Genomic DNA, 19154 nt, shown 5'->3' with positions numbered 1-19154 from the left:
GCAGAAACCGCGTCCTGTCATTCAGCGCCTGCACCAACCGCTGAGCCACGCGTAAATCTCCAGTCAATTACTGATTATCGTCCTCGTCAACGTGTGGCTATCAGGCGATCTGCTGCGATGTCAGCACCGCGCTGGCCAGTTTCAGCGATTCCGCGGGCACCTGATGTGAGAACAGCTGAGTCGAGAGGTAGCTGCTGCCGCCATCCGCCAGCAGCAGTACAATGCGTTTGCCCCGATTCTCTGGCCGTGCCGCGACCTGCTGCGCTGCCCACAGTACCGCTCCCGACGAATCGCCCACCAGCACCCCCTCGGCCAGCGCCAGCTGCCGCGCTGCGGCATAGGCCTGCCAGGTTTCCACCGCAATCACTTCGTCATATACGCGATGATCGAGATTCGCCGGAATACGCTCAGGCGGCTGATTGCTGAAGGCGTGCACCCCGGTGATCTCCAGCGGTTCCGGGCGTAGCTCGCTCGGCTGCGAGCCGACGCCCGGTTCCACGGCAATCACCTGCAATCCCGGATGCTGCGCTTTGAGATAGCGCCCGGTGCCGGAGAGGGTGCCGCCGGTGCCTACCGCGGCGATAAAAATATCCAGTTCTCCGCCGCTGTCGCGCCAGATTTCCGGGCCAGTGGTCTGCTCATGAATCGCCGGATTCGCCGGGTTCTCCAGTTGCAGCAAAAAGTGGACGTCCGGCTCCTCCGTCGTCACCTGTTCCGCCAGCCAGCGCGTGGCCGCCACGAAATCCCCGTTGCTGGCGTCATAAAATGCCTTAAAGCCTTCAATGGCGCTGAAGGGTACTACCTCGGCACCAAAGGCCTGAATCAGTTGGCTGCGCTCGATGCTGACAAAATCGTTGATATAGACGCGAAATTTATAGCCTTTCGCGGCCGCAATCGCCGCCAGTCCGATACCGGTATTGCCGCTGGTGGTTTCCACCAGCGTATCGCCCGGCTGGATGATGCCGTTACGCTCGGCGGCTTCGATCATGCTCAGCGCGATACGATCTTTCACGCTGTGGTTCGGGTTGAACAGTTCAAGTTTGGCAATCAGCTCCGCGTCGATCTGCTGCTGTGCCGCATAGCGGGACAGGCGCAGCAACGGTGTATTGCCAATCAGTTCGGTGATGGAACCGGAAATCTTTGCTGTCATCGTTAACCTCTCCAGAGAAGACGTGAAAACCCGCGACCGGACTCAGGACTGAAACCGCAGCGCCACGCCAAAAGCCTGTTCCGCTGCCACGATCAGCGCATCCCCGGTCTCGCGGAACGGCACATCGCCCAGCAGCAAACTGGCTTTCACCTTGCTGAGATCGCCGGTTTGCAGGCTTAACGCCGCCATGCGCGCGCTGCCGTCGTAATCCGCTGGCAGGCTGTGAAAACGCGCGGTGACATATTCCGCCGCTGCGAAGCGTACCGTGGCGGCGCCTGCCTGCAACACAAACGCGCCCTGCTGGCAGGCGCGCAGCCGGTCGGCACCAAACAGGCGACTGTAAACCAGCGCCGCGGCCGCCGGGTCCTGCGCCACCACCACAAATTCAACGATGTTGCTGACGCCATTCGGATGCTGCTGCCATGCCGGTTGCCACACCGCCTGCGGCGTCTCATGCTGGCAAAAGAAGCTGCGGCCATTGGGCACCAGCGCCGGGCGCAGACGCACGGTGCGAAAACGCGCCTGCTGCTGCGAGCCATCCGGGAGCTGCACCGGACGGAAGAAGCTGGCTGGCGGTTCGCCATCAATATCCTGACTCTCCAGATAGCGCCACACCGCGTCGGCATCGTCGCTTTTCCACACCAGTCCGCTCAGGCCGGGGGGCGACTGCCACAACTCCTGACGCAGATTGCCGCGATCCGCTTCATAGCCCAGCAGCTCCAGATAGTTTTCGCCAAACACCGCCAGATGATTGCTGGAACCCAGCGAGTGGTGGCCGCGTTCGGTGAGCTGAAAACCCAACCGTCGGAATAGCGTGCTGGCCGCGTCAAGTTGATCCGCCACGTTGATCACAACGTGATCCAGCCGTGGCAGCGGAACAGAAAGTGTCATGGGTTTTCTCCTTGTTCGCAGCGTCACGAGGCCAGATCCTGCGCTTGCTGCACTTCAGCCAGTGCGTGCTGCGCCAGCGCGGTGAAGTAACGTACCGCCGGTTCGATCATCGCTTCATCCGGGTCGAAGGCGGGATGATGCAGTCCCTCGGCGCTGGCGCTGCCGATGCTGACAAACGCGCCCGGCACCTGATGGAGATAGAAGGCAAAATCCTCGCCGCCCATCTGCGGTGTCGCCACGGCGGTGTCATAACCCTGCTGCTGCGCCAGCTGAAGCGCCACCTCGGCCCATGCCGGGGTGTTGACCAGCGAAGGCGGGCCTGGCTGCCACAGCAATTCGGCCTGGCCTTCAAATCCGGCCGCAATGCCGTTAATCAGCGTCTCAATCTTGGCCGGGATCTGCGCGCGGATCTGCGCGTCATGGGTACGTACCGTTCCTTCCAGCTCCACCCGATCCGGCAGCACATTCCAGCTGTTGCCTGCGGTGAAACGCGTCACGCTCACCACCACCGACTCCAGCGCGCTGAACACCCGGCTGGGCAGGGTCTGCAACGCGGTGACGATATGGCTGGCGATGACAATCGCATCAATGCCTTCATGCGGACGCGCCGCATGGGCGCCTTTGCCGCGAATCCGCAGCTCGAAACGATCGACATTGGCGTATAAGGCGCCGCCACGGGTACGTAGCGAACCGACCGGTAAATCCGGGGCATTGTGCAGACCAAAAATCGCCTGCACCTCCTGTAGAGCACCGGCATCAATCAGCTGCTGCGCGCCGTTAAAGGTCTCTTCGGCGGGTTGAAACAGGATACGTACCCGGCCCGGCAGCTGCGCTTCAATCCGTTTCAGCTGATGCGCCACGCCGAGCATGACGCTGCTGTGCAGGTCATGCCCGCAGGCGTGCATCACGCCGGGCTGCTGAGATTGCCACGGCCGTTCGGTCAGTTCATGAATCGGCAAAGCATCAATGTCGGCCCGCAGCGCAATCACCGCATCACCCTGGCCGAGTTCCGCCACCACGCCGGTTTCCAGCGCCAGCGGCAGCAGGCGGATATTGGCCTGTTGCAGCCAGCCGGTGATCCGTGCGGTGGTGGCGTGCTCCTGATTAGAGAGTTCAGGGTGCTGGTGCAGCTCGCGTCGCCAGTTAATCAGTTGTTCGGTGGAAATTGCGGTCATGGTTATCCTTTGGCGTCAGCGGGCAGGAAGGGTTCACCCAGGGTCAGCATCAGGCGGTTGGCCCAGGCAAAGAAGGCGGTGGACTGCACCAGATCCAGCAGTTGCAGGGTATCCAGTCCCTGAGCGCGCAGCGCCTCGGCCTGGGCCAGGGTGGCGCTGGGCGGGGTGACGGACAGCGCGGCGCTGAAGTCGATAATCGCCTGCCAGCGCGACGACTGGCCGTGTGCCAGTTCCGCACCCGGTGCGACATTCAGCAGTTTCTGCACTGCGGCTTCATCTTTGGATAGCTGGCTGGTTTTGCGTGCGTGCACCGAGGCGCAGTAAATGCAGCCGTTGACTTTGCTGACGACCGTGGCCGCCAGTTCACGTTCGGCACGCGGCAGGCCACCGGCGGTGTAAAAGATGCCTTTATCGGTCAGGGTGCGCTGCTCCAGCAGCGGCAGGTTACGTGCCAGCAGGCGGAAATAGTCAGAGTCGCTGTGACCATAACGCGCCAGGGTGGCTTTTTCCTCGGCGGTAAAATCGTTCAGCGCTTTGGCGGCCAGCCAGGGTTCCCAGCCCAGCTCCTGCTGGGTAAAGGCGGTGAGGGCGGTTTTGCCGCTGGCGGTGAGCGGCGCGCTGTGCCATTTGCCCGCTACCGCGTGCTGCTGCGTACTGAGCGCTTCGCCGTTGAGCAAACGAAAGCCCGCCAGCAGCCGACTCTGGAAACTGACAAAGGCCACCAGTTGTGCCAGAGTGACAACGTCACGAGGCGCCCAGCCTGCGCTTTGCAGATTCTGAATATGCTGTGGGGTGGCTTCCACCGGATGGAAAGTCAGCCGCTCGGCAAAAGCGCGCGCCGCGTCATCTTTTGCGCCGTGCGGCGTGGTGGTCACCTGCTGCTGATAATGCGCCTGCAATCCCACTTCGCCGTGCCAGGCTGCCACCTGCGCCGCCAGCGCGAAACGCGCCTGCAACGGAAAACCGTCATCGTGCTGGCTGAACAGCACATCGTAGCTACCCTGCGCATGGCGCGTGGCGGCATCACGCTGCGCGCGAACCTGCGCCAGTTCTGAGGCGGGGTCGATATCGGCCAGCGCCGCCAGCACATCATTTGGTTGAGACATCATTTTCTCCTGTTACGCGCGCAGCTGTGGCGCGATATGGTCAGCAATCAGTTCAATAGAACGCAGAATGTCGGCGTGCGGCGGGTCGATCGAATGCACCTGAAAAGAGATGTCGGTGGCACGCGGCAGTACGCTGTCCTGCGTCAGGGAGGCCAGCACCGCACTGGCATCGCCAAGGTGGGCATCAAACTGGCGAATATGATCCTCCAGCGTGTCGCCGTACACCTGATGGCCACCCGCCCGGTATTGAGCAGCCTGCTGTTGCAGGCCCGGCTGCGCCAGACGTCGGGCATAGTCGTTAGAGTCGGCGACAAAAGCGGTGCGCGACGCCAGAATTCGTGGCTCCACGCCGTCCGGCAGCGCCGCCAGATAGGCATCAATCATCGGGTTTTGCAGCGCATCGAGCGGCAAATCGGGTTGATCTGCCGGGCGTGGCTGGGTGCGGGAGAGCATCAGGCCGTGTCCCGCCTGACCGGCGCGTGCCGCACCCTCAACTGAAAAGGTGGCGATCCATACGCGCTGCGCCAGGGTGGGCGCGGGTGGATAAAGGTGGTTATCCGGGTGGGCCAGCGAGTCGCCGCGCCATGCGCTCAGCAGGCTGTGCAGCTGCTCGGCAAAAAACGGGGTACGTTGCTCAATCGTCAGGCCAAACGGCAGAAACGACGTCGGCGTGCCGCCGGAGCCAAAACCCACTTCAAGCCGTCCATTGCTGAGCAAATCCAGCACCGCCGCATCTTCGGCCACCCGCAACGCGTTTTCCAGCGCCAGCGTGATAATCGCGGTGCCCAGACGAATGCTGCGGGTGTTGGCCGCAACGTGGGCCAGAAATACCAGCGGCGACGGCAGGCCGCCTTCGCTTTCATGGAAATGGTGCTGCGCAATCCATGCGCTGTCGAAACCGAGGCGTTCGGCATGTTGAATCTGCTCAGTTGCCAGTCGGTAGCGCTGCTGAGCCGTGCCGGCATCGAGCAGGCGGGTGAAAAATCCAATACGTTTACGCGTCATGCAGACTCCTTAATCAGCGGACGGAAAGCCGGGATCGCCTCAATCAGCGCGCGGGTGTAGGGATGCTGCGGAGCGTTAAATAAGGTGACAACGTCACTCTGCTCCACCACTTCCCCGGCGCGCAGCACGGTGACGCTGTGCGCCAGCCGTCGCACCGTGGCGAGATCGTGGGTAATAAACAGGTAGGTCAGGCCGAGATCACGTTGCAGCTGTTGCAGCAATTGCAGAATCTGCGCCTGCACCGTGACATCCAGCGCCGAGGTGGCTTCATCCAGCACCAGAATCGCCGGTTCAAGAATCAATGCACGCGCCAGCGCCACACGCTGGCGTTGCCCGCCGGACAGCTCGCGCGCTTTGCGGGTCAGCAATTCCAGCGGTAGCGCCACGCGCTGGGCCACGGCAGACACGCGCTGGCGGCGTGCTTCGCTGCTCAGACGCTCAAAATTACGCAGCGGTTCTTCGATAATGGCGAATAACGTCTGGCGTGGGTCGAGCGAGGCAAAAGGGTTCTGATAAACAAACTGAATTTTACGGCGCAGCTGGCGGCGCGCTTCGCTGCTCAGTCCGTCGGTGGCGATACCGTCAATCACCACCTGCCCGCTGTCGGCCTGTTCAAATCCCAGCAGGATGCGCGCCAGCGTGGTTTTACCGGAACCGGACTCCCCGACCAGCGCATGTGTGGTGCCGCGCGCTACCGTGACGCAGACGTCATGCAACGCCTGGAACTGCTGCTTACGTCCGAGGCGGAATTGTTTGCCAATCGACGACAGCTGAATCGCCGGGGCAGAAAAGGTCGCAACCGGCTGAGGCGCTAAGCTATCCAGCGCCGCATCCTGCAACAGCTGGCGGGTGTAGGGATGTTGCGCCGCGTTGATCACCCGTGCGGTTTCGCCCTGTTCCTGAATTTCGCCGTGGCGGAAGACGATCACCCGGTCAGCGCGTTCGGCCGCCAGCGCTAAATCGTGGGTGACAAACAGCACTGCGGTGCCGGATTCGCGACGTAAAACATCGAGCAGATCGAGAATCCGTTTCTGCACCGTCACATCCAGCGCGCTGGTCGGCTCATCGGCAATGATAATTTGCGGACGCAAAGCGAGGGCGATGGCGATTAAGACGCGCTGCTTCATGCCGCCGGAAAGCTGATGCGGGTATTGATCCACCCGCTGCTCGGGGTGGCTCAATCCTACGCGCGTCAGCAGCTCAATCACCCGCTGCTGACGCTCTTTGCGGCTGATGCGCAGGTGCAGTTGCAGCATCTCGCCAACCTGCTCACCGATGGTTTTCACCGGATTCAGTGAATTGCCCGGATCCTGCGGCACCAGGCTGATGCGCACGCCACGCAGGCTGTCGAGGCGTTTGGCTGACCAGTCGCTGATATCGGTGCCGTTCAGCACGATACGTCCCTGGTCGCGGCGGCCATTTTCCGCCATCAGGCCAATAATCGCCTGGGCGGTGGTGGTTTTACCGGAGCCGGATTCACCCACCAGCGCCACCATTTCGCCCGCCTGCAACCTAAAGCTGACGTTATGCACCACCGGACGCCATTCGCCCTGCTGGCGATAGCTGAGGGTCAGGTTTTCAATTTCCAGTATCGGGTTCATTTGCGTTCTCCGGCCAGTTGCTGGCTGATACGGTTTGCTGCCAGCACCACAGCGACCACGACCACGCCAGGAAACATCGTCAGCCACCAGGCGGTTGCCAGATAATTACGTCCTTCGGCGATCAACAGCCCCCATTCCGGGGTGGGCGGCGGCGTGCCGTAGCCAAGAAAACTCAGGGTGGAGAGCGCCAGAATCGCCTGACCAAATTGCAGCGCGGCAAAGGCGATCACCGCCGTCAGCGAGTTGGGCAAAATATGCCGCCACAGCACGCTCCAGAAGCTGCCGCCGCTGCCGTAAGCGGCTTCGACATATTCGCTGCGGCGGACACGGACCACTTCGCCGCGCGCCAGGCGGGCAAAACTGGCGATGGAGGCGATACCCACCGCCAGCGCGGCGTGTACCGTACCGAATCCCAGCAGGATCAGGATGCTGAGCGACAGCAGCAGCGAGGGAATCGACAGCAACACGTCCACCAGCCGCATCAGCAGCGTTTCGGTACGCTGCCCGACCGCACCGGCAATCACCCCGAGGGTGGTGCCGCCAGGCAGCCCCATCGCCACCGCAGCAAACGCGGCAGAGAGCGACTGCGATGCGCCATAGACAATACGTGTATAGAGATCGCGGCCCAGCTGATCGGTACCGAGCCAGTAAGCGGCCTGCGGCGGTAAACGCTGGGCGCCGGCGATCCCCTCAGTGGGACTGAAATGGCTGAACATTCCCGGTGCGATGGCCGCCAGCAGCGCCAGCAGCATCACTGCCCAGGCCAGCCATAATCCGGGCTGGATGCGCCACGGTTGCCAGCGGCGTTTGCCGCGATCGCCACGGCGCGCAGCCGCATAATCCACCAGACTCATCAGCGACCTCCTGCGATCGGTTGCAGCCGGGGATCGAGCAGCGGCATCAGCAGATCGACCAGCAAATTAATCAACACAAAGCCCAGCGCGGAGATCATCACCACCGCCTGAAGCACCGCGACATCCTGATTGTTCACCGCCTGCTGCGTCAGCTGGCCCAGCCCGCTGAGGCCAAACACCGTTTCGGTGATCAGCGCGCCGGCAATCAGCTCGCCCAGTAATAACCCGGCGACGTTCAGCACCGGCAACAGGGCGTTGCGCAGTACGTGACGCCACAGCACGCGGGTTTCACTCGCCCCTTTGGCGCGCGCGACGGCGACAAACGGCTGGGTGGCGACTTCATCAATACTGCGCAGCAGAATTTGCGCCAGCGGCGCGGAGATCGGCACCGCCACGGTGAGCACCGGCAGAATCAGCCCCTGCAATGGCGAGGGGTTGATCACCGGAATCCAGCGCAGCTGAAACGAAAACAGCTGGATCAGCGCAATGCCGAGCCAGAAGGTCGGCAGCGAGATAAACAGCGCCGGGACCGACTGCAAAAACGAACGCAGCAGACGTAAGCGCGGCAGACGCGACAGCGCCGCCAGCGCAAACGCCAGCAGCGCCGCCAGCACAAAGCCGGGCAACGCCAGCCGCAGAGTGGCGGGCAGGTTGCTGGCGATCAGTTCACTCACCGGCACGCCGGCCTGTACCGAAAAGCCAAAATCACCGTGCAACATCGCCAGCAGGGTATGCAGATACTGCTGCCAGATTGGGCTGTCGGCACCGTAGGCCAGCCGCATCTCGGCGATTTGCGCCGGACTGAGGCCGAGGTCCGGGTTCTGAAACTTAATCAGAATCGCATCGCCCGGCAGCACCTGCAGCAGGAAGAACGACAGGGTAAAGGCGGCCCACAGCACCAGCAGCCCTTGTCCCAATCTGTGCAGCAGAGAGTGTCGCATCGTTAGCCCGCCTTAGTGTTTTTCCAGCCACGCGCCGTAAAACGACGGACGGCCTACCGCTTCAAAACTGACGCCTTTCAGCCAGGGCGCACCGGCAAACACCTGCGGCTCTTCGAAGATAGGGATCACATAGGCGTTATCGAGCAGGTAGCGCTGGGCGTCGCCGGTGAGTTGCAGACGTTTTTGCGGGTTCACTTCCGCCGAGATACCCACCAGCAGGGCATTCAGCTTGTCGTCACGGAAGTTTTTCACCTTGTCGCTGGAGCCGCCTTTTTGCAGCAGCGCGTCGCGGTTGGTGGGATAGAACATGCTTTTCACGACGTCGGGATCGGCGCGGCCCACTTCGGAGACGAGCAGCGGGGTTTTCAGCGGATCGAGGTTATCGAGGGTTTTGCTGCCCGCATCGCCCGCTTTTACCGTCAGGCCCACGCCAACCTGACGCCACTGCTGCGCCACCAGTTGCAGCACTTCTTTATTCTGCGGCTGCGGCGGCGATTCATATACCGTCAGCGCCAGTTGCTGGCCGTCTTTCTCGCGAATGCCGTTGCTGGCGACTTTCCAGCCCGCCTCATCCAGCAGCTGCTTCGCCTGTGCCGGGTCATATTTCAGTTTGTCGCTGAGATTAACGTAGCCCGCCGCCGACGCCGCAATCACCGACGTGGCCTGCGGATAGTTGGGGGAGAACAGGGTTTGTACAATCTGCTGCGCGTTGGTGGCATGGAGCAGAGCCTCGCGCACCTTAAGATCGCTGACCAGCGCGTTGTCCGGTCGGAAACTGATGCTGTCATTTACGCCGCGCGTGGGCGGGGCATAAATCGGGAAGTGCTGATCGTTGGCCTGTTTCTCGTCATACGCCTGTACCTGGCGGATAAAATCAGCCTGACCGGCAAGCAGTGCGCCGATACGTACGCTATCTTCCGGCGTGACGATAAATTTGATGCCATCGAGGTTCGCCGGGCCTTGCTGCTTCAGGTTTTTCGGCCCCCACTGATAATCCTTGCGCGCCACCAGATCCACTTCGCGTCCCAGCTGTTCATTGTTGACCACGAACGGCCCGGAGCCGATGATATGACGCGCATCGCCTAACTGATCAAAGCTGCGGTTTAAGGTGCTGAGGGAGACCAGACCAGAACCGATGGTGGCGGTGCCCTGTAAAAAGCCCGGCGAAGGTTTGCGGAAGAAGAATTTCACCGTCTGGGCATCGACCACTTCGCTGTGATCGTAATTGTTGATTACCTCGGACACCGGCAGACGCTGCGCTTTATTGCCCAGCCCGTAGGTATCGAAGTTTTTCGCCACCGCGTTGGCATCTAGCGGCGTGCCGTCTGAGAAGGTCACGCCCGGACGAATTTTGAAGGTGTATTCGGTCTTGTCGGCGTTGCTGCTCCAGCTTTCGGCAATCCAGGGTTCCACCTGCAAGGTTGCCGGGTTTTGCCAGGTCAGCTTGTCGGTGATTTGATTGAGGATGCCGCCGTTGGGGTAGAAGCCGCCCGCCGGTGGATAGAGGTTGGTATGTGGCTGTTGTTCCAGATAGATCAGCGTGCCGCCTTTCACCGGCGACTCCGCTGCATGTGCGCTAAATATCCCTGTCAGCAGGGCCAAACTTAATGCCTGCAGGTGAAAACGTTGCTTCATGATGGTGAATTCCTTTGTTATCAATTACCCGACGGGCGGTTTTAATCATCCGACGCCGCGTGAGTAAGTTGAACCACGGAATTGCACTAAGCTTTGCTGAAAATAATCAATAGTGGATGCCGGTGAGGACCGGGTGCGTAGGGATACGCACCCTGCGGGCAGATGTCAGCGCTGGTGCCAGTGGCGCGCAATAAAGGCGGCTGCGGCATCGAGCGCATGGCGCGCGGCATCAAGTTCGATTTCGCTTTGAAACACATGATGCATACCCTGATAAATATCGAGGCGCACCTCGCCGCCACGGGCCGCAGCAGCGGCGGCATAGCGGGTCGCGTCATCCAGCAGTAACTCGTCGGTGCCTACCTGAATCATCAGGGGCGGCAGCACCTCGGGTACGCCGTAGAGCGGCGACGCTAAGCCATTCATGGCCTCGGTGCCATTCAGGTAAATGCCAGCCACGTATTGCAGCATCTCCGGCTGGAAAATCGGGTCGTGGGTCGCCGGGTCATTAAAGGATTTTCCGCTAAACGCCAGGTCGAGATAGGGAGAAAATACCACCGCAGAGGCGGCATTTGCTGCCAGTACGGGATTCTGTAACAGTCCCAGCGCCAGCGCACCCCCGGCCGAATCCCCGATTAACGCGAACTGCGTAATCCCCTGGGCCGCCAGCCACGCCGGAATGCGTGCGATGGCATCAGGCGCTGCCGGGAAGGGATGCTCAGGGGTTAAGGGATAGTCCGGCACAAAGGTGGCGATGCCGGTGCGGGCTGCCAGCTGGCTGGCAAATCCCCGGTAGGCGCGGGCGCTGCCCAGCGTGTAACCCCCACCGTGGATAAACACCAGCGCCTGTTGCGCGGATGCCTGCTGCGGCCGCACCCACCAACCCTCTATTCCGGCCTGCACGACGTGTTCCGTAACGACATCTGCGGCAATTGGGGTGCCGGTCAGCATTTCGTCATACATTTCGCGCATCGTGCCTGCAAAGTTCGCGCGAAACGCATCAAGCGCAGCGAGGATTTGTGCTTCGCGCTGACGATCGTGGCTGGAGAGTGGGTGGTGCGTTTCGATGGCGTGTTGTGACATGAGCAAAATCTCCGGTTAACAGTTATCAGTGATTATCAAGCTGCAACCGATGATGATCCATTCCATATCCGCTGTATAGCTGGTAATTTTTACTACCTTCTATTCCATTCTGGACTTTATATGGATCGTCTCGACGCAATTCGCCTGTTTTTACGTGTGGTCGAAAGCGGCAGTTTTTCCGCCGCAGGCAAAGAGGTGCATATCGGGCAATCGGCGGTGAGTAAAAAGATCGCCGGTCTGGAAAGCTGGCTGAATACGCAGCTGCTGTACCGATCGTCGCGCGGCCTATCGCTGACGGAATCGGGCAGGCAGTTTTATGCAGGTTGTCTGCGGCTGAGTGATGAGTTTTCAGCGCTGGAGACCCAGGTCCGGCAGGGGCACGCTGAAGCGTCCGGCTTGCTGCGGGTGGCGGTTGCTCCGGTATTTGGCCGACTGTATATCCTGCCGCATTTACCGGCGTTTTTTGCGCGTTACCCGGCAATCAACGTGGAGCTTGTCACCTCCGAACGCCAGGCCAATTTGATTGAGGAAAATATCGATGTGGCTATCCGCCACGGCGAGTTAAGCGACTCGGCGCTGAAGATGCGCAAACTGGCCGATATTCCGCTGCTTACGGTGACGACGCCCGCTTATCTGGCACAACGGGGGGAACCGCTTCATCCGAGAGATCTGGTTGATCATGCCTGTATCCCCTTTACCGGCGGGGTGGAATATCAGAACTGGCGTTTCAGGCTGCCGGATGGTTCATGGCTACAACATCAACCTCAGGGGCGTTTTCGTACCAATGATGGCGAGCAACAACTGGCGGCGGTGCTGGCAGGGATGGGGATCGTGCAGTCACCCGGCTGGCTGGTTGCGCCTCAATTACAATCGGGTGAGCTGGTGCCGATTTTATCGGATTTCGCCCCCGCTTCCGTCGCTATTAGCGCGCTGTATTCATCGAGACGCAGTATGAATACGCGCATTCAGGTATTTGTCGATTTCCTTGCAGACACACTGGCGCATGACCTGCGGCTGTTTTCGATACGCCAGCCCGGCGGGAACGGAACGGCGTTATAAGCCAACCCTGAAAATAGGACGCGGCGAAATCATCATATAAATATCCGCTTTTAATCATTTCTAACGGCGCCGCTATCTGAAAGTATACTGAAATGTCGGCTCAGCAGCAGCGAGCCGCTGTCGACAGAACGTCTGAAATTTGCCGCAATGACCTGTGATTGGCTGCCGCCATCAGGTAAACGCATTTCTGAATAATCGCTTATACCCACTTTACAGACCGTTTTCTGGTTAAGGAGATTAACGTTATGTTCAGTACAGATAAAGTTTCATATTTTGCGCAAAACATCATTGTTAATAGCGTAAAAGACGATATCGATCTTAATGAAGAATCTAATTGTGTAAGACATATCAAGGGAGTTTGCGCTAACACGGGAAATGTAACTATAACCAGTAATGATGCTGATAATCCCTGGCGTATATCGCATAATATCTTTGCGGGTAAGGATGTTCTCTTAAAGAACGTAATTGTGGAGGGGCAAATTGTCGCAAAAGGCGGTGGCGTTAAATTAATTGGCTGCATAACAGACAGGGTGGATGCGAGAGATAATATTTTCCTGGAAGAAGGATCAACATTCAGGATAGCGCATTCAGAATACGGTAACATAATCAATAATGAAACCCAACACCACAGTACCGCGCCTGGCGATTTAATTCCCTCAAAAATGGCCCCTGATAATCATCAGCCGCCATCTTATGCTTCAATATGTTCTGATGTGTCTTTAGTCACAGCAACGCGTCTGGCGATTAGCAGTGTCCCTCTGATTAAAGACGTCTCAGCGTATGATAATGTTCTTAGCTTTACATCCGGTAAATCAATGCTCTCTGGCCATAGGGTTGACGGGGAGAATGTTTTCCGGCTATTGCAAAAAATAGAGGACTCAGGGGTGGTGCTTTTCTCCAATGTCCACCGAAAAACCATTAAACTGGATAATGTTATCCTGCCCACACCTAACTGGTGGTAAATGTCAGAAAAGGGCTTCCTTTGCATCGCATTGCCAGCTGGATTAGCAGTGCGATGCGGAAGAAACTCATATCCTCTTAATTAAGGCGTTCACAAAAATCATAAGCTATATCCCTTCTACCAGCCCGCTTTGCCGGGCTTTTTTTATGGAAATATCGCCGGGCTATTTCTTCTTGTTACGACGCTATCGTTATCATAACTATCTTCAGTGCAGGTGATCTTTAATATCCGAGCATCTCATAACACTTATTATAAAAAGGAAGTTTTCATATGAATAAAACCTGTTTCCTCCTGCTACAGCCAGGCAATCGCAGGCGTCCGGTAAAGTCAGGGTAATTCTTGCCTGGCTCGGTTATACGGCCTGAATCCGTCACCCAGGCGTACCCTAATGCACGCTCATTATTTTCCCTGCGAGGGGGAATTGACGCTAACAATCGGTTCAGCATCAGGCTGGAGAGAAAACCGTTAATCGGCTTTCGCAACGATATCGCTATGGAGGAAGAATAGTTTCTTCTCCGCGCTGGCCCCGCTGTGATTGCTCCCCGCTATATCCATTTTCTTAATTCACTTTGTCGGATTTGTTGTTTTACGAAATAAATCCGCCGTTCCACACTAGCCGCCATATTCATTCAGAAAAGGATAAGGCGTATGTCATACCGACTGAGTTTGCTGGATAAATCGCCGATTGCCGAAGGAGAGAGCGCGACTAACGCGTTGCATCGTACTTTGCAGCTGGCGCAGCAGGCTGAAGCCTGGGGATATCACCGTTTCTGGCTGGCGGAGCACCATAACAGCTCGCGGCTGGCCAGCCCGTCACCGGAGTTGCTGATTGCCTGGATTATCGGCCAGACGCGTCACATCCGCGTCGGTTCCGGCGGGGTGATGTTGCAGCACTACAGCCCCTATAAGGTGGCGGAAAACTTCAATCTGCTGGCCTCGCTGGCGCCGGGACGTATCGATCTCGGCGTCGGTAAAGCCCCTGGCGGCCTGCCGCTGTCGACGCGGGCGCTGCAACTCGGCGTGCACGCCGATGAAAAGGGCAGTTTTGCCGGGCAACTGGCGCTGCTGGACGGCTGGCTGCAACCCACGGCCACGCAGGATGACGAAGAAACCCTTAACGCCACGCCGCAACCGGCGCGTCCGGCAAACCGTTTTCTGCTGGGTGCCAGTGAAGAGAGCGCGCGCCTGGCGGCAGAGCTTGGCTGGCAGCTGGTGTTTGCCGCCCATATCAACGGTGATCGTGAGCTGCTGGAAAGGGTTCTGACACGTTATCAGCAGCTGAGCAATGGCCAGCGTGCGCTGGTGGCGGTGCAGGTGGTGGTGGCGGATTCACCGGCGGAGGCCGATCTGCTGGTCAGCCATCTGCGTTTTTATCATGTGAAAGTTAAAGACGGTCAGAGCGTCAATGTCGGTAGCCTTGAGCAGGCGGAACGCTATGTCCGTCAGGGTGGTTTTACCGATTACGTGATTGAGCCGCGCACGCCATCGTTGCTGAAAGGCACCGCCGCGCAGGTGCATGCCCAGCTCGAAGCGCTGCATCAGAACTTTGGCATTGATGAATTTGTGATTGATTCCCCGGTAGTGGAGGAACAGGCGCGCCTGAAATCTCTGGAACTGCTGGCAACCCATCGTCTGGTTGCAGCCTGAACGGCGCACCCCGGAGGCATGCATGACGCAATTTTCGCAACAACAGCTGATTGACTGGCGGCGTGAGCTGCACAGCTGGCCGGAACTCTCCAGTCATGAGGTGGAGACCACCGCCCGGATACGCGGCTGGCTGCTGGCGGCTGGGATTCGTCTGCTGGATTACCCGCTGGAAACCGGCGTGGTGGCCGAAATCGGTCAGGGTGAAACGCTGATTGCGCTGCGCGCGGATATCGATGCGTTGCCGATCCACGAAGCCACGGGCCTGCCGTACCGCTCGCGCCATACCGGCGTGATGCACGCCTGCGGTCACGATATCCACAGCGCAGTGATGCTGGGGGCGGCGCTGCAACTGAAAGCGCAGGAGGCGCAGCTGCCGGGACGCATCCGCATTCTGTTCCAGCCCGGCGAGGAGAACGCCACCGGCGCACGGCAGTTTATCCGGGCGGGCGTATTGCAGGACGTGCAGGCGATTTTTGGTATGCACAACGAGCCAGGATTGCCAACCGGGACCTTCGCCACCCGCGGCGGGGCGTTTTATGCCAATGCCGACCGCTTTGTCATCCGGGTTAACGGCAAAGGTGCCCATGCGGCGCACCCGGAGCAGGGCGTGGACAGTATCGTGGTGGCGAGCCAGATTATTCAGGCGTTGCAGTCGCTTACCAGCCGTAGTTTTAACACCCTCGACAGCCTGGTGCTGAGCGTGACCCGCATCGACGGCGGCAAAACCTGGAATGTGTTACCGGGCGAGGTCGAATTTGGCGGCACCGCGCGTACCCACGATCATCAGGTACGCCAGCGGCTGGAGCAGCGGGTGCGCCACCTGGTAGAAAACGTCGCGCAGGCGGCCGGAGCGGCTGCCACCCTGAGCTGGCACGCCGGACCACCGGTGCTGGAGAATGACGCGCAATGGGCGAATTTCGCCAGCAGCGTCGCGCAGCAGGCCGGTTATCAGGTGCAGACCGCTGACCTGCATCTCGGCGGTGAAGATTTCGCTTACTACTTACAACAGATCCCCGGCGCGTTTGTCAGCATTGGCAGCGCCAGCGAGTTTGGTCTGCATCATGGCGGATTCAACCCGGACGAAGCCTTAATCGCCCCCGCCGCCAGTTACTTCGCGCAGCTCGCGCAACAGGCGTTGCAGCATCTCAACGCACGATGTTGTGACGTCGTCCTGAACTGACCCGATTTATTTCACCGATTACCTCCTGAACGGCATCCTGCGGGCTGCCGTCAGGCTGTGTCATGGCTAAGGAGAGAAGATATGACTACAAGACAACTGCGACTGGGCACCATTTTGCATGGCGCATCGGGCAACATGTCCGCCTGGCGTCACCCGGCGGCGCTGGCCGATGCCAGCATCAATTTTGACTATGCCAAACGCATTGCGCGCAAGGCGGAGCAGGGCAAACTGGATTTTTTGTTTGTTGCCGATGGCCTGTTTATCAATGAAAAATCGATTCCCCATTTCCTCAACCGTTTCGAGCCTCTGACGCTGCTCTCCGCGCTGGCCGGTGCCACCGAGCATCTGGGTCTGGTGGGCACCGTCTCCACCTCTTACAGCGAACCCTTCACCGTGGCGCGTCAGTTTGCCAGCCTCGACCACCTGAGTGGTGGGCGCGCGGGCTGGAACGTGGTGACATCGCCGCTGGAAGGGTCAGCGAAAAACTTCTCCCGTCAGCAGCACCCGGAACATGCGCTGCGCTATCGCATCGCCGACGAATATTTACAGGTGGTGAAAGGGTTGTGGGATTCGTGGGAGGGCGACGCCTTTGTGCGTAACAAAGAGAGCGGGCAGTTCTTTGACCCGGCCAAACTGCACACCCTGGATCACCATGGCGACTTTTTCCAGGTCCAGGGGCCGCTCAACATTGCGCGCACGCCGCAGGGGCGTCCGATTATTTTCCAGGCCGGCGCCTCCGACGACGGTAAAAAGCTGGCTGCACGCCATGCGGATGCCATCTTCACCCATCAGCCGACGCGTGAAGAAGCTCAGGCGTTCTACCGCGATGTGAAAAAACAACTGGAGGAGAACGGTCGTCAGCCTGAGGATCTGCATATCTTCCAGGGCGTTGGGGTGATTGTCGGTGATGATGCCGAAGACGTGGAGCGCCAGTATCAGACCACCGCCGCGCTGGTGTCGATTAAGGATGCGCTGAATTACCTCGGCCGTTTCTTCGATCACCACGATTTCTCGCAGTACCCGCTGGATGAACCCTTCCCCGAGATTGGCGATATCGGCCAGAACAGCTTCCGCAGCACCACCGATGAGATCAAACGCAAAGCGCGTGAGCACGGCCATACGCTGCGCCAGGCGGCGCTGGAGGCGGCCACACCGCGTCCGTTGTTCCACGGTACGCCGGAGCAGGTGGCGGATGGTTTGCAGCTGTGGTTTGAAAGCGAAGCCACTGACGGATTCATTATCCAGGGCGGCACGCCGGATACCTTCGAACGTTTTGTCGATCGCGTGGTGCCCATTTTGCAGGAACGGGGTTTATCCCGCCGTGAATACCCCGGCACGACGCTGCGCGCCAGTTTCGCCCTGAAAGATCCTGAAAACCAGTTCACACAACAATAAAAGCGAGTCGCCGCTATGCAGAAGAAGATCGCCCTCATCGCCCTGTTATTACTGACCAGCAGCGCTGCCGCCATCGCTGAAGAGGTGGCGCTTAACGGTCAGCAGGTCAGCCTTGAAGCCAATAAAACTCCGATTAACACCAGCAAAAACGCCGCGGCCGTCGCGCAGATCCCCGCCGGACACCATTTTGCCACGCCCGGCACCTTTACCGTGGCGGTAGCAGCCCAGAACTCGCCACCGCTGACGGTGTTCAGTGATGACAACAAAACGCTGCTGGGCAGCGAGGTTGATATCGCGCGGCTGGTGGCTGATAGCCTGGGGCTGAAACTGAAAATCGTGCCTACCTCCTGGGAAGACTGGCCGCTCGGCGTGGCGTCCGGCAAATATGACGCCGCCATCAGCAACATCACCGTCACCAAAGAACGCAAAGAGCGCTTCGATTTCGCCACCTATCGCAAAGACTCCCTCGGCTTCTACGTCAAAACCAGCAGCCCGATTAAATCGCTGACCAAAGCGGAAGATATTGCCGGGCTGCGCATCATTGTTGGCTCCGGCACTAACCAGGAAGCGATTTTGCTGGCGTGGGACAAAGAGAATCAGGCCAAAGGGCTGAAACCCTTTACGCCGATCTACACCAAAGATGACGCCGCACAGACCCTGGCGCTGCAATCCGGCCGTGCCGACGCCTATTTCGGTCCCAACGTGATTGGCGCCTGGAAGGCGGCGCTGACCGGTCAGACGCGTCTGGTGGGCAGCGTTGATGGCGGCTGGCCGAAAGCGGCGCATATCGCCGTGACGCTGAAAAAAGGCAGCGGTCTGGCGGAACCCATCAGCACCGCCTTAAACGGCGTGATGCAGAATGGCGACTACCTCAAGGTGCTGAATCGCTGGGGGGAAGGCGTTGAACATATTGATCATTCTGAAATCAATCCGGCCGGTTTGGGCGATTAAGGAGGCGGTATGACACAGCAATTTTTCCGTGAAGTGTCGCCGGAAGCGGCAGAGCTGCAACCGATCCTTACCGGGTTGTTCGGCGAATATGAGGCGCGCTATGGCGATTACTTCCGCAAGCAGAAAGATGTGGAGCTGACGGAGTGGTATCTGCCGCCGCGTGGGCTGTTTATCGTGCTGGAACGGGCGGGCGAAATTATCGCGATGGGCGCCTACAAGCCTTATGACGACCATACCGCTGAACTGAAACGCATCTGGACGCGCAGCGATTTGCGCCGTCAGGGGCTGGCGCTGTTGATTTTGCAGGAGCTGGAACGGCGTGCGTTGCGCGCCGGTTATCAGCGTATCTTTCTCACCACCGGATTCCGCCAGCCGGAAGCGGTGAAGCTGTATATCGGCCACGGTTATCAGCCGCAGTTTGAGTTGCTTGAGGATATGGAGGTCTACAGCCAGCCGCCGCATGACGGGCGTTTGCGCTTCTTCAAAGTGATTGATGTGCACAGCGTCGCCACCGCCAGTTAAG

The 19154-nt window shown here is 59.2% G+C and carries 17 protein-coding genes; 7 read left to right on the top strand and 10 right to left on the bottom strand.

Annotation, left to right across the window (positions count from 1 at the left end; genetic code table 11):
- Positions 1-100: 100 nt before the first annotated feature.
- From AC6I8V_RS22105 to AC6I8V_RS22060, 10 genes are all read right to left on the bottom strand, one after another.
- Positions 101-1150, bottom strand: a complete 1050-nt coding sequence (locus AC6I8V_RS22105; protein ID WP_497845952.1) for a PLP-dependent cysteine synthase family protein — start codon at positions 1148-1150, stop codon at positions 101-103.
- Positions 1151-1192: 42 nt separating this feature from the next.
- Positions 1193-2041 carry a VOC family protein gene (locus tag AC6I8V_RS22100; protein ID WP_497845951.1) on the bottom strand — a complete coding sequence of 283 codons (849 nt, stop codon included), beginning with the start codon at positions 2039-2041 and terminating at the stop codon, positions 1193-1195.
- A gap of 23 nt (positions 2042-2064) precedes the next feature.
- Complete coding sequence (locus AC6I8V_RS22095) at positions 2065-3216, bottom strand: amidohydrolase (protein WP_497845950.1); 1152 nt, start codon at positions 3214-3216, stop codon at positions 2065-2067.
- A 2-nt stretch (positions 3217-3218) separates the two neighbouring features.
- The gene (locus tag AC6I8V_RS22090; RefSeq protein ID WP_497846594.1) at positions 3219-4322 is read right to left on the bottom strand and encodes an alkylhydroperoxidase domain protein; all 1104 of its coding nucleotides are present in this window, start codon (positions 4320-4322) and stop codon (positions 3219-3221) included.
- A gap of 12 nt (positions 4323-4334) precedes the next feature.
- Positions 4335-5327 carry a putative FMN-dependent luciferase-like monooxygenase gene (locus AC6I8V_RS22085; RefSeq protein ID WP_497845949.1) on the bottom strand — a complete coding sequence of 331 codons (993 nt, stop codon included), beginning with the start codon at positions 5325-5327 and terminating at the stop codon, positions 4335-4337.
- Positions 5324-6928 carry a dipeptide ABC transporter ATP-binding protein gene (locus tag AC6I8V_RS22080; RefSeq protein WP_497845948.1) on the bottom strand — a complete coding sequence of 535 codons (1605 nt, stop codon included), beginning with the start codon at positions 6926-6928 and terminating at the stop codon, positions 5324-5326. Before AC6I8V_RS22080 ends, AC6I8V_RS22085 begins: the two co-directional genes overlap by 4 nt.
- Positions 6925-7782, bottom strand: coding sequence for an ABC transporter permease (locus AC6I8V_RS22075; protein WP_497845947.1), 858 nt, complete (start codon positions 7780-7782; stop codon positions 6925-6927). Before AC6I8V_RS22075 ends, AC6I8V_RS22080 begins: the two co-directional genes overlap by 4 nt.
- A complete protein-coding gene (locus tag AC6I8V_RS22070) occupies positions 7782-8723 on the bottom strand; it encodes an ABC transporter permease (RefSeq protein ID WP_497845946.1) in 942 nt (313 codons plus the stop codon). The genes AC6I8V_RS22075 and AC6I8V_RS22070 overlap by 1 nt, the downstream gene beginning before the upstream one ends.
- A gap of 12 nt (positions 8724-8735) precedes the next feature.
- A complete protein-coding gene (locus AC6I8V_RS22065) occupies positions 8736-10358 on the bottom strand; it encodes a TIGR04028 family ABC transporter substrate-binding protein (protein ID WP_497845945.1) in 1623 nt (540 codons plus the stop codon).
- Positions 10359-10523: 165 nt separating this feature from the next.
- On the bottom strand, positions 10524-11438 hold the full coding sequence (locus tag AC6I8V_RS22060) for an alpha/beta hydrolase fold domain-containing protein (RefSeq protein ID WP_497845944.1): 915 nt from the start codon (positions 11436-11438) through the stop codon (positions 10524-10526).
- 120 nt (positions 11439-11558) lie between these two features.
- On the opposite strand from AC6I8V_RS22060, the gene AC6I8V_RS22055 reads away from it, so the two are divergent.
- From AC6I8V_RS22055 to AC6I8V_RS22025, 7 genes are all read left to right on the top strand, one after another.
- Positions 11559-12497, top strand: coding sequence for a LysR family transcriptional regulator (locus AC6I8V_RS22055; RefSeq protein WP_497845943.1), 939 nt, complete (start codon positions 11559-11561; stop codon positions 12495-12497).
- Between the two features lie 245 nt (positions 12498-12742).
- On the top strand, positions 12743-13459 hold the full coding sequence (locus AC6I8V_RS22050) for a hypothetical protein (protein WP_497845942.1): 717 nt from the start codon (positions 12743-12745) through the stop codon (positions 13457-13459).
- Between the two features lie 647 nt (positions 13460-14106).
- Entirely contained in the window at positions 14107-15105 is a 999-nt protein-coding gene (locus AC6I8V_RS22045) for an MsnO8 family LLM class oxidoreductase (RefSeq protein WP_497845941.1), read from the top strand.
- A 22-nt stretch (positions 15106-15127) separates the two neighbouring features.
- Positions 15128-16285, top strand: a complete 1158-nt coding sequence (locus tag AC6I8V_RS22040; RefSeq protein ID WP_497845940.1) for an amidohydrolase — start codon at positions 15128-15130, stop codon at positions 16283-16285.
- 81 nt (positions 16286-16366) lie between these two features.
- A complete protein-coding gene (locus AC6I8V_RS22035; protein ID WP_497845939.1) occupies positions 16367-17680 on the top strand; it encodes an LLM class flavin-dependent oxidoreductase in 1314 nt (437 codons plus the stop codon).
- Between the two features lie 15 nt (positions 17681-17695).
- Entirely contained in the window at positions 17696-18631 is a 936-nt protein-coding gene (locus AC6I8V_RS22030; RefSeq protein WP_497845938.1) for an ABC transporter substrate-binding protein, read from the top strand.
- A 9-nt stretch (positions 18632-18640) separates the two neighbouring features.
- Positions 18641-19153, top strand: coding sequence for a GNAT family N-acetyltransferase (locus AC6I8V_RS22025; protein ID WP_497845937.1), 513 nt, complete (start codon positions 18641-18643; stop codon positions 19151-19153).
- Position 19154 lies beyond the last annotated feature (1 nt).

This window comes from Pantoea sp. X-Soil-TKNS-1207, from assembly GCF_059730485.1.
This window is presented reverse-complemented; position numbering and strand designations above follow the sequence as displayed.

Coding starts and splice junctions, on each gene's coding strand:
- AC6I8V_RS22090 (WP_497846594.1), bottom strand. CDS start 4,322: ATGTCTCAACCAAATGATGTGCTGGCGGCGCTGGCCGATATCGACCCC.
- AC6I8V_RS22065 (WP_497845945.1), bottom strand. CDS start 10,358: ATGAAGCAACGTTTTCACCTGCAGGCATTAAGTTTGGCCCTGCTGACA.
- AC6I8V_RS22075 (WP_497845947.1), bottom strand. CDS start 7,782: ATGAGTCTGGTGGATTATGCGGCTGCGCGCCGTGGCGATCGCGGCAAA.
- AC6I8V_RS22105 (WP_497845952.1), bottom strand. CDS start 1,150: ATGACAGCAAAGATTTCCGGTTCCATCACCGAACTGATTGGCAATACA.
- AC6I8V_RS22045 (WP_497845941.1), top strand. CDS start 14,107: ATGTCATACCGACTGAGTTTGCTGGATAAATCGCCGATTGCCGAAGGA.
- AC6I8V_RS22025 (WP_497845937.1), top strand. CDS start 18,641: ATGACACAGCAATTTTTCCGTGAAGTGTCGCCGGAAGCGGCAGAGCTG.
- AC6I8V_RS22040 (WP_497845940.1), top strand. CDS start 15,128: ATGACGCAATTTTCGCAACAACAGCTGATTGACTGGCGGCGTGAGCTG.
- AC6I8V_RS22055 (WP_497845943.1), top strand. CDS start 11,559: ATGGATCGTCTCGACGCAATTCGCCTGTTTTTACGTGTGGTCGAAAGC.
- AC6I8V_RS22070 (WP_497845946.1), bottom strand. CDS start 8,723: ATGCGACACTCTCTGCTGCACAGATTGGGACAAGGGCTGCTGGTGCTG.
- AC6I8V_RS22085 (WP_497845949.1), bottom strand. CDS start 5,327: ATGACGCGTAAACGTATTGGATTTTTCACCCGCCTGCTCGATGCCGGC.
- AC6I8V_RS22060 (WP_497845944.1), bottom strand. CDS start 11,438: ATGTCACAACACGCCATCGAAACGCACCACCCACTCTCCAGCCACGAT.
- AC6I8V_RS22095 (WP_497845950.1), bottom strand. CDS start 3,216: ATGACCGCAATTTCCACCGAACAACTGATTAACTGGCGACGCGAGCTG.
- AC6I8V_RS22035 (WP_497845939.1), top strand. CDS start 16,367: ATGACTACAAGACAACTGCGACTGGGCACCATTTTGCATGGCGCATCG.
- AC6I8V_RS22030 (WP_497845938.1), top strand. CDS start 17,696: ATGCAGAAGAAGATCGCCCTCATCGCCCTGTTATTACTGACCAGCAGC.
- AC6I8V_RS22100 (WP_497845951.1), bottom strand. CDS start 2,041: ATGACACTTTCTGTTCCGCTGCCACGGCTGGATCACGTTGTGATCAAC.
- AC6I8V_RS22050 (WP_497845942.1), top strand. CDS start 12,743: ATGTTCAGTACAGATAAAGTTTCATATTTTGCGCAAAACATCATTGTT.
- AC6I8V_RS22080 (WP_497845948.1), bottom strand. CDS start 6,928: ATGAACCCGATACTGGAAATTGAAAACCTGACCCTCAGCTATCGCCAG.